Consider the following 9,949-nt stretch of genomic DNA (forward strand, 5'->3'; position numbering starts at 1 on the left):
CCCCCCCCCCCCCCCCCCCCCCCCCCCCCCCCCCCCCCCCCCCCCCCCCCCCCCTTCTCGCGTCCGTCCGTCAGCGCCAGCGGGCGATGACCGTGGACCCGCCGACCACCTTGTCGCCCGGTCCGACCAGCGGCTCCGCCGCGTCCGCCGGCAGGTAGACGTCGGTGCGCGAGCCGAACCGGATCAGGCCGAAGCGCTCGCCCCGCGCCAGCAGCGCGCCGATCGGCGCCCGCTGCACGATCCGCCGGGCGATCAGGCCGGTACGCTGCGCCACCACCACCGTGCCGTGGTCGGTGTCCAGCACCGTGTACGCGGCCACGTTGTGCTCGGCGTCCGGCTTCATCGCGTTGACGAAGCCGCCGTCGGCGACGAAGTAGTCGACCACCTTGCCGGGCACCGGCGCGCGGTTGACGTGCACGTCCAGCACCGACAGGAAGACCGCGATCCGCAGCCACTCGCCGTCGCCGAAGCGCTCGTCGTGCAGCCGCTGCACCGACAGGACCCGGCCGTCGGCGGCCGCGACCACGGCCGACGGGTCCTCCGGCACGTCCCGCTCCGGGTCCCGGAAGAACGCGGCCACCGGGCCGGCCGCCAGCGCCGGCAGCAGCCAGAGCTTGGACTTGGGACGCACCACGCGGGCCACCGCGGCCAGGCCGAGGGCGATACCCGCCGCCGCGACGCCGTTGGAGTCGATGTGCATGCCACGGGTCAGCGGCACGCTGGAGGGCCGGTGGGCCGGGGCCAGCCGGGCGGCGAGCGCGGGGCTGGCCGGGGTGAAGCGCAGGTGGTGCACCCGTACCGGCGGCGAGTTGCGCAGCACCAGGTCGGTGCCGACGCCGTGCAGCACGCCCTGCCGGTCCAGCTCGGCGGCGGCGCCCTCGGTGCGGAACACCGGCGCGGCCACGCTCAGCACCGAACCCTCGCTGAGGTACTTGACCAGGCCGTCGATCGTCGTCCGGGCCTGCTCGGCGGTGCCGGTCAGCGGCTCGGCGGCGATGACCACCTCGGCGGCGTCCGCCTCGGCGAGGGAGTCGACGACGCGTACCCGGTCGGCGACCCAGCGACCCTGGGCCGTCACGTGCTCGCGCAGCGCGCCGGCGCGGGCCGTCTCGGCCGGGACGACGGTGAGCGTGTCGCCGGGCAGCAGCGCGTCGACCGCCGCGGCGAGCACCGCGGACTCCGGGGTGGCGCCGACCAGGAGGGCGGCCTTCGGGTCGTTACGCCGGGCCAGCTCGGTGACGAGGGTACGGGCGGCGCGCTCGCCGATGCGGACCGGACCGGACCGGCCGGGGGTGCGCTCGGCGGGGGACTGGGTCATGTCGGACGGGCTCCTGACGAGGTAGAGACGGGCTGTCGCGGCGGGACCGCCACGGGCGACCTGGACCACTCGGCCCCGGACGGGACCGGTGACCGGGTCGGCTCGGCCGCGGACGAGGCCCGGCGGCGCGGGCCGGCCGGCGGAGGCGGGATCTCCACCGGCCAGCATACGAGCCCGTGGACGGCGAGCGCACCGCCGCGGTCAGTCGCGTGACCGGCGTTCCCCGGCGGGCGGGCCGCTGACCGGCGCCACGGGCGACCAGTGGGGCGAGTCGTCCGGCGCGTCGGCCGCCCGGTCCTCGACCGCCTCGACGGGCCGGTCGCTGATCGCCGTCGTGGGCCACTCGTCCGCGTCCCCGGCCGGACCGACCGCGCGGGTCCGCGCCTCGGCGGCCCGGTCGGCGGTGCCGTCCGGCCCCCACACCGGCGCCGTGGCCTGGTCCGGACCGGCGAGCCGGATGTCCGCGGCGTCCGGCCCGGCCGGCCAGGCCGGGTCCGCTCCGGCGGGCAGCTCGGGCGTACCGGGCGCGGTGCCGACGGCCCATCGGTCGTCGGCGGCGTCCGGACCGGCGAACCGGACCTCGGCCGTCTGCTCCGCGGCGAATCGCTCCTGGGTACTCACCGGCGGGCGGCTGACTGCGTCCTCGTCCGCTCCGGGGGCGGGGTGGGTGGCCTCGCCCGTCTCCGGCTCGGCACCCGGGGCGTCGGTCGGGCGGACGAGCGTGGCCTCGTCGTCCCGCCGGTACCCGGGCCCGGTCGTCTCCGGCCCGGCGAACACCTCGGCCGTCTCCCGGTCGGTGGACCTGGGGTCACCCGGGCCGGGGAAGGCGCCCTCCCGCGGACCGGCGGGCGGGTCCGGCCAGCCGGTGGCGGACGCCTCCGGCCCGGCCGGTGCCGTCCCGGCGGCGGGCGTGGGCTCGTGCTCGGCCCGGCCCGACCGCAGCGCCCCGACCAGGCCGAGCAGCCCGATCACCACCAGCGCGCCGGCCAGGAACCAGCCCACCGGGGGCAGGGCGAGGCCGAGGATCTGGGCGAGCAGCCACCAGACGGAGAGCCCGAGGAAGAGCAGCCCGAAGGCGAGCGAGACGAGATCCGTGCGGTGCACCCTCACCGGGTCACCTCCAGGTTGCCGGCGTTGACGTGGACGTTGAGGCGCAGCGTGCCGCCGCCGGCCCCGTCCGGGCCGAGGTCGGTGACCTCCCGGGAGCGGCCGTCCAGCCCGCCCGAGCCCCGGCCGAAGACCGTGGCCTCGCCGGCGTTGACGTCGGCCACGGTGGTCACGTCGACGTTCGGTGGCACCACGATGGTCGCCTCCCCGAAGTTGACCACGACGGTGATGTCCGTGGTCCGCTTGTCGAAGTTGATCCCCCGCAGGTCGAGGGTGGCGTCGCCGAAGCTGTTCTCGTAGCGGGTGGCCAGGTCGCGCACGTCCGTGGGAGCCCAGGTGACGTTCCCGTCCACGCCGCGGATCCGGTCGTACGACTCGGCCACCGTGGCCACCGCCAGCGCCGCGGCGGTCACCAGCCCCAGCGCGATCAGCCAGCGGGCCCGACCGAACCAGGTGCCGACCAGCAGGCCGAGGCCGATGGTGGCCAGCGCCGCCGCGAAGTAGGCCGCGGCACCGACCGGGAAGACGTCCAGCAGGTCCAGGATGGCCACCACGCCCAGGGCGAGGAAGATCAGCGAGAAGGTCACCGCGCCGAGCGCCGACCGTTCGCGCGGCCGCTTCGGCGGCTTCACGCGGGGCGGCGGGGGTGGCGGCGGCTGCGGCGGCCCGGCGTACGGCCCGCGCGGCGCGAACGGCGGGCGGTAGCCGCCGGGGGGCACGGCCGGCCCCACCGGGGGTACCGGAACCGGGGTGGTCGGCTCGGCGTTCGGTGACCCGGGCGGCCAGGAGGCCGCCGTGGGCGCAGCGGTCGCCGGCGCGGCCGGCCAGGCGGCGGTCGGGGCGTCCGGCCGGGAGCCGGCCGGCGCGGGCGACCAGGCGGGCAGTTCGGCGGTGCGCTCCGCCGGCACGGTCACCGGCAGCGGCACGGTCGGCGCGGCCGGCGGGACCGGGCCGGTCGGGGCCGCCGGTGCCGGGGCGAAGAGGCCGGGCGCGGGGTAGCTGACCGGTGGCACCGGACCGGGTGGCGCGCCGGCCGGGGCCGGCGCGCCGGCGGGCGGGCCGATCGGCGGGGTGCGGCCGTCCCGGTTGAGCAGCAGCGCCCCGCCGATGAGGATCGCCGCGCCGAGCAGCACGGCCCGGAACGCGTCGGTGACGATGTAGCCGAAGCTCACCGCGACCAGGATGCTCAGCACGATCACCGTGACCGGCGACATGCTGGACCGGCCCCGGCCGAGCATCGACTCCACCGGGGAGCCGCTGTCACCCTCGTTGGGGATGACGAGCAGGGCCGCGATGTAGAGCAGGATGCCGACGCCACCGAAGAAGCCGAGCACCGCGAGGATCACCCGCCAGAGCACCGGATCGGTGTTGGTGGCCCGGCCGATCGCCGCGCAGACCCCGGCCAGGTAGCGGCCCTCACGCGGCCGGACCAGGCCGTACCGCGAGGTGAAGCCGGCACCGCCGAACGGCGGCGGGGCGTACCCTCCGGGCGGTGGCGGCTGGTCGCCGCCGTGGGCCGACGCCCACGGGCCCGGCGCACCGGCGGTGGTGGGCGGCGGACTCTCCGGCCCGGTCGCCCACGGGCGGGGCGGCGGGGCAGCTTCCTCGGTCATGCTCCGATCCTGCTGCGCCGGACGCCCGAGCGTCCTCCGGAAGTGACCCTGACCCCACCCTGAGATCCCGGGCGCCGGAATGTCCGGGGCGTCCCCGTGGTCGGCGGCGGTCGCACCGTGTGACGATCGGACCGGAGCCGGACGATCCGGCGCCCGCGCCGCGCCGGCCCTGACCAGGGGAGCCTCCGATCAGCACCGTGACGACCCCACCGCCCCGCCTCTACCGGGCGCCCGAGCACCGGCTCGCCGCCGGCGTGGCGGCCGGTATCGCCGACCACCTCGGCATCCCGGTGCTGCGGGTACGGGTCGCCTTCATGGTCCTGCTCGGCCTCAGCGGCCTGGGGCTGCTGCTCTACGCCGCCTTCTGGGCGGTGGTCCCGCTGCGCCCCGGCGACACCGCCGCGCCGCCCCGGCGGGACCTCTCCCAGCTGCTGCCGTTCGTGCTGATCGGGCTGGGCGTGCTGCTGATCCAGGTGCTGGTCTTCGACTCGGTGGGCGCGACCGGCACCGCCGGCTGGCTGGTTGCGATCATCGCGGTGGGCGCCGGCGTGATCTGGCACCAGTCCGCGCCGGAGCGCCGCCGGCAGTGGGGCGACTCCCCGGTGCCCTGGCTCGGCGCGGTGGTCGAGGAGAGCGACCGGCGGGCCTTCGTGCTCCGCTTCGTCGGCGGCGGGGTGCTGGTCGCGGTCGGCATCATCGGGGTGGCGGCGGTCTACTCGCCGGTGCAGAACTTCGACGCGGTGGTCAACGGCGTGATCTTCGCGCTGGTCGGCCTGGCCGGCGTCGGGGTGGTGGCCGCCCCGGTGCTGTGGCGGACGTACAACCAGCTCCGTTCGGAGCGGGAGGGGCGCATCCGCGAGCAGGAGCGCGCCGAGCTGGCCGCCATGGTGCACGACCAGGTGCTGCACACCCTCGCCCTGATCCAGCGCAACGCCACCGACGTCAAGACGGTGCAGCGGCTGGCCCGGGGCCAGGAGCGCTCGCTGCGCAACTGGCTCTACAAGCCGACCGGCTCGCCCACCGAACGCTTCGCTGCGGCGCTGGAGCAGGCCGCCGCCGAGGTGGAGGACACCTTCGCGATCACGGTCGAGGCGGTGGTGGTGGGCGACCGGGAGACCGACGAGCGGGTCGGCGCGCTGGTCGCCGCCGCCCGCGAGGCGCTGGTCAACGCGGCCCGGCACGCCGGGGTGCAGACCGTGTCGCTCTACGCCGAGGTCGAGCCGGAGCAGGTGAGCGTCTTCGTGCGGGACCGGGGCAAGGGCTTCGACCCGGATACGGTGGAGGACCACCGGCACGGCGTACGGGGATCGATCGTCGGGCGGATGAAGCGGCACGGCGGCCGGGCGGAGATCCGGTCCGGGCCGGGAGAGGGAACCGAGGTCCGGTTGATCCTGCCGATCACCGGCAACGGCTCCACGGCGGAGAGGGACAAGTGACCATGGCGGAGCAGTCGATGGAACCGGTCGAGGGCGCGGACGCCCGGGTGGAGCGGCTGCGGGTCTTCCTCGTCGACGACCACGCCATGTTCCGGGCGGGCGTACGGGCCGAGCTGGGCGCGCACGTCGAGGTGGTCGGGGAGGCCAGCACGGTGGCCGAGGCGGTCACCCGGATCGCCGCCACCCAGCCGGACGTGGTGCTGCTCGACGTGCACATGCCCGACGGGGGCGGCCGGGCGGTGCTGGACGCGATGCGGCGCACCCATCCGCAGGTCAAGTTCCTGGCGCTGAGCGTGTCCGACGCCGCCGAGGACGTGATCGGGCTGATCCGGGCCGGCGCCCGGGGCTACGTCACCAAGACCATCTCGCCGGACGAGCTGACCGCCGCGATCCGTCGGGTGGCCGACGGCGACGCCGTGTTCAGCCCGCGGCTGGCCGGGTTCGTGCTGGACGCCTTCGCGGCCCGCCCGGACGCGCCGGTGGCCGACCCGGAGCTGGACCAGCTCACCAACCGGGAGCGGGAGGTGCTGCGCCTGCTGGCCCGGGGGTACGCGTACAAGGAGATCGCCAAGGAGCTGTTCATCTCGATCAAGACGGTCGAGACGCACGTCTCCAACGTGCTGCGCAAGCTCCAGATGTCCAACCGGTACGAGCTCTCCCGCTGGGCGGCGGACCGCCGGTTGGTGTGACGTCCGGTCAAATCGGAACTACCGGACCGAACGACCCCAGGGGCTGACAAGAGATCAACTCGTGTCGCATAATTCCCCGTCGCGTCCATCTCGCGCGCGGGTGGTGCAAAACCCCGCGAGAACGGCGACCTGTGCAGGCCCGCCGGATGCGGGCCCACCCCTGGGGAGAGGTGTACGAGTTTGATGTTCGGACAACTGGGACGACGCTGGGCCGGAATCGCCACGGCGCTCGTCGCCGGCAGTGCGATGGTGCTCGGCTCGGCCGCTCCGGCCGCCGCCGAGGCGCCGGCGACCGGCGTGGCGCGCGCGGTGAAGAACACCGGCGTCGTGCTCAAGATCGACAACAAGAAGCTGTCGACCTCGGCGCTCGCGCTGGAGCTCAAGGACGGCACGGTGCCGGTCTTCTGCATCGACTTCCACACGCCGGTGGCCCGTGACGGTGAGTACACCGAGGGCACCTGGGGCGAGTCGGCGGTGAAGAACCTCGGCAAGGTGCAGTGGGTGCTCACCCACGGCTACCCGAACGCCGAGGTGCCGGCGCTGCTGAAGGCGGCCGGGACGGAGCTGCCGGCCGGGCTGGGCGACAAGCGGCGCGACACCCTGCTCTACTTCGGCACCCAGACCGCCGTCTGGCACTTCAGCGACGGCGTCAAGCTGGGCGAGTGGGAGCAGGGCCTGGGCGACGCCGCCGAGTACGGCGTGATCAAGAAGGTCTACGACTACCTGGTGGCGAACGCGACCGACCAGCCGGAGCCGAAGGCCGAGCTGACCCTCGACCCGGCGAAGGCCACCGGCACGGCCGGCGGCAAGGCGGGCCCGTTCACCGTCAAGGGCCCGGCGGGCGACATCGCGCTGAAGGTCTCCGGCGGCACCGCCGTCGACGCCGAGGGCAAGCCGGTCACCACGACCACCAACGGCGGGACGTTCTGGCTGACCGCGACCGACCCCGGCTCGGTCACCGTGACCGTTTCCGCCAAGGACTCGGTCTCCTTCGGCCGGGTCTTCCTCTTCTCGGGCGGCAAGAACGAGAAGCAGAAGCTGATCCTCGGCGGCAGCGCCGGCGCCACGGTGACCGCGGACGCCGCGGCGAACTTCGCCGCCGCCCCCGCCAGCCCGTCGGCGTCGCCGTCCACCCCGTCGGCGTCGCCCTCGCCGTCCACCCCGGCCGAGTCGCCGTCGCCGTCGACCCCCGGGGAGAGCCCGGCGCCGTCCACCTCGCCGGCCGGCAACGGCGGCGACCTGCCGCTGACCGGTTCGCCGATCGCGGCGGCGGCCGCCGCCGGCGTGCTGCTGCTCGCCGTGGGCGCGGTCGCCGTCCTGGTGGTCCGCCGCCGCAAGGTGCGCTTCACCGCCTGACGATCCACCCCCTCCGGCCCCGGCACCTGAGTGGGTGCCGGGGCCGGAGCCGTCTGCGGGGCCGCCCGGACCCGCGCGGCCACGGCAGCGGGTCCCTTCGCCGGCGTCGCCCCGGGTGACGAGCAGGTACGCCACCGCTACGCCGTCCTCCACCCAGCCTGCTATCGTGCCCGCACAGCCGAAGGCGACATCATTCGGATGGGCAAAAACGGCCAGCGCTCGGTGGACGTCGGACAGTGCCGGAGCGGCGGCCGGCAGGCTCACCAGCCTTCAGCCCAGAGGTGGCCCGGCGATGCGCGGCGTTGATGTCTTGCCTGCTCAAAGCGGTACGACCGGGCCGCTCCATGATCTTTTCTCAAGTATCGGCAACGTGGCGGGCAACTAACGTCTTGATAACGGCACCTTCACGTAATGGGCCGGTGAGTGTCACAGTGGCAGCACCTCACCCCTGGCGCGAGGCACCCCGTACGTCCCGCCGGCCACGGCGCCGCCCACCAAGGCGGTTCGTGGCCGTCGAGCCTGCGCGGCGTCGCACTCCAGAGGTGTGGTGGCCCGGCGGATCGGTCCCCCTGGGGTGTCCCGATTTCTCTGCGGTAGTACCGGTGACCTGCGACTCGGGTCGCCGGCGGCGTCACCCCCCATGCGTGCGTGAAACCCACGACGGCACCAGGTTACGAAAGAGGAGGCCCCTCGGAATGAGAGTCTCGAAGCGGGCGAGCGGCGCCATCGCCGTGGGCGCGGCATTCGCGCTCATCGCGTCCGGCTGCTCCACCAGCGACGACGAGGGCGGCACCGCCGCCAAGAGCTCTGACGGCAGCATCGTCGTCGACGGTACGGAGCCGGAGAACCCCCTGGTTCCGTCGAACACCACCGAGACCGGTGGCGGCAAGATCATCGACTGGCTCTTCACCGGCCTGGTGGAGTACCCGAACAACGGTGGTGCGCCGCAGAACGCGCTCGCCGAGTCGATCGAGACGACCGACTCCAAGGTCTACAAGATCAAGATCAAGCAGAACACGAAGTTCCACGACGGCACCGTCGTCAAGGCCAAGAACTTCGTGGACGCCTGGAACTGGGGCGCCTACTCGCCGAACGGCGCGCAGAACTCCAGCTTCTTCGCCGACATCGCGGGCTTCGCGGACGTCAACACCAGCGACCCGGACGAGGACGGCCCGAAGAAGGCCCCCGAGCCCAAGTCGAAGACCATGTCCGGCCTGAAGGTCGTCGACGATTGGAACTTCGAGGTCACGCTCGCCGCGCCGACCGCCGTGTTCCCGACCAAGCTCGGCTACAGCACCTTCATGCCGCTGCCGGACTCCTTCTTCGCCGGCAAGGCGGAGGACTTCGGCAAGAAGCCGGTCGGTAACGGCCCGGTCAAGTTCGTGTCCTGGGAGAACAACGTCGCGATCAAGCTGACGCGGTTCGACGACTACTCCCTGCGCGACAAGATGAAGATCAAGGACGTCACCGTCAAGATGTACCAGGACGACACGGCCGCCTACAGCGACCTGGTGTCGAACAACCTGGACTTCATGCAGCAGGTTCCGGTCTCCTCGCTCGCGGGTGACAACTGGAAGAACGACCTGGGCGACCGGGCCATCGCTTCCACCACCCCGGTGACCGGCATCATCGCCTTCCCGATCTACGACGCCCGCTTCAAGAACGCGGACCTGCGTAAGGCGATCTCGCTGTCGATCAACCGCCAGGAGATCAGCGACAAGATCTTCTTCGGCAACCGCAAGCCGGCCGACAGCTGGGCCAACCCGCTGACCCCGGGTGCCGCGGCGGGCAACTGCACCGCCTGCAAGTACGACCCGGAGCAGGCCAAGGCGCTGTACGCCAAGTCCGGCGGCTTCAAGGGCCAGCTGAAGCTCTACTACAACGCCGACGCCAGCCACCGGGAGTGGATGGAGGCCGTCGCGCAGCAGATCAAGACCACGCTGGGCATCGACGCCGTCGCCACCGGTGTGCCGACCTTCGCGGTCTTCCGCCAGAACATCAACGCCCACAAGATGGACGGCATGTACCGCGCCGGCTGGCAGCAGGACTACCCGGACGTCGAGAACTGGGTCAACCCGCTCTACGTGACCGGTGGTTCCTCGAACGACGGTCTGTACAGCAACCCGGAGGTCGACGCCCTGGCCAAGCAGGCCAGCGCCGCCCCGAGCCTGGAGGAGTCGCACAAGCTCTTCGCCCAGGCCGTCGCGAAGATCGACGCCGACGTGCCGTCGATCCCGGTCTACTTCGGTGGTCAGCAGTCCGGCCACTCGGAGAAGATCAAGAAGATGGAGCTGACCAACGTCGGCGAGCTCGACATCACCTCGGTCGAGCTCTGATCCGAACGGTCTGACCCCGGGGGGGGGGGGGGGGGGGGGGGGGGGGGGGGGGGGGGGGGGGGGGGGGGGGGGGGGGGGGGGGGGGGGGGGGGGG

Annotated in this window: 6 protein-coding genes and 2 pseudogenes; 4 read left to right on the forward strand and 4 right to left on the reverse strand. The window is 73.7% G+C overall.

The genetic code is table 11. The features are described 5' to 3' along the window. Window positions 1-70 precede the first annotated feature (70 nt). The 3 genes and pseudogenes from ACSNN7_RS27585 to ACSNN7_RS27595 all read right to left on the reverse strand — a co-directional run bounded on the left by ACSNN7_RS27585 (window position 71) and on the right by ACSNN7_RS27595 (window position 4,038). Window positions 71-1,318: a phosphatidylserine decarboxylase gene (locus tag ACSNN7_RS27585; protein ID WP_436683956.1), complete on the reverse strand. Its 1,248-nt coding sequence runs from the start codon at window positions 1,316-1,318 to the stop codon at window positions 71-73. A gap of 831 nt (window positions 1,319-2,149) precedes the next feature. Continuing rightward, window positions 2,150-2,428, reverse strand: a pseudogene (locus tag ACSNN7_RS27590) (hypothetical protein); the annotation flags it as partial. Then, entirely contained in the window at window positions 2,425-4,038 is a 1,614-nt protein-coding gene (locus ACSNN7_RS27595; protein ID WP_436683957.1) for a PspC domain-containing protein, read from the reverse strand. The gene ACSNN7_RS27595 and the pseudogene ACSNN7_RS27590, both read right to left, overlap by 4 nt. Window positions 4,039-4,235: 197 nt before the next feature. On the opposite strand from ACSNN7_RS27595, the gene ACSNN7_RS27600 reads away from it, so the two are divergent. The 3 genes from ACSNN7_RS27600 to ACSNN7_RS27610 all read left to right on the forward strand — a co-directional run bounded on the left by ACSNN7_RS27600 (window position 4,236) and on the right by ACSNN7_RS27610 (window position 7,519). After that, on the forward strand, window positions 4,236-5,474 hold the full coding sequence (locus tag ACSNN7_RS27600) for a PspC domain-containing protein (protein ID WP_436683958.1): 1,239 nt from the start codon (window positions 4,236-4,238) through the stop codon (window positions 5,472-5,474). A 2-nt stretch (window positions 5,475-5,476) separates the two neighbouring features. Then, window positions 5,477-6,163, forward strand: coding sequence for a response regulator (locus ACSNN7_RS27605; protein WP_436683963.1), 687 nt, complete (start codon window positions 5,477-5,479; stop codon window positions 6,161-6,163). A 183-nt stretch (window positions 6,164-6,346) separates the two neighbouring features. Further along, window positions 6,347-7,519: a thioester domain-containing protein gene (locus tag ACSNN7_RS27610; RefSeq protein ID WP_436683960.1), complete on the forward strand. Its 1,173-nt coding sequence runs from the start codon at window positions 6,347-6,349 to the stop codon at window positions 7,517-7,519. 105 nt (window positions 7,520-7,624) lie between these two features. Here ACSNN7_RS27610 and ACSNN7_RS27615 read toward each other — a convergent pair. After that, window positions 7,625-7,783 (reverse strand): annotated as a pseudogene (locus ACSNN7_RS27615) (PIG-L deacetylase family protein); the annotation flags it as partial. A 431-nt stretch (window positions 7,784-8,214) separates the two neighbouring features. Here ACSNN7_RS27615 and ACSNN7_RS27620 point away from each other — a divergent pair. Next, a complete protein-coding gene (locus tag ACSNN7_RS27620) occupies window positions 8,215-9,855 on the forward strand; it encodes a peptide ABC transporter substrate-binding protein (protein ID WP_436683962.1) in 1,641 nt (546 codons plus the stop codon). Window positions 9,856-9,949: the final 94 nt, after the last annotated feature.

This window comes from Micromonospora sp. URMC 105 (assembly GCF_051386295.1).
GTDB lineage: Bacteria > Actinomycetota > Actinomycetes > Mycobacteriales > Micromonosporaceae > Micromonospora.

Bases quoted from the DNA above. Each gene is read 5' to 3' on its own strand.
- ACSNN7_RS27585 (WP_436683956.1), bottom strand. From the start codon at position 1,318: ATGACCCAGTCCCCCGCCGAGCGCACCCCCGGCCGGTCCGGTCCGGTC.
- ACSNN7_RS27595 (WP_436683957.1), bottom strand. From the start codon at position 4,038: ATGACCGAGGAAGCTGCCCCGCCGCCCCGCCCGTGGGCGACCGGGCCG.
- ACSNN7_RS27605 (WP_436683963.1), top strand. From the start codon at position 5,477: ATGGCGGAGCAGTCGATGGAACCGGTCGAGGGCGCGGACGCCCGGGTG.
- ACSNN7_RS27610 (WP_436683960.1), top strand. From the start codon at position 6,347: ATGTTCGGACAACTGGGACGACGCTGGGCCGGAATCGCCACGGCGCTC.
- ACSNN7_RS27620 (WP_436683962.1), top strand. From the start codon at position 8,215: ATGAGAGTCTCGAAGCGGGCGAGCGGCGCCATCGCCGTGGGCGCGGCA.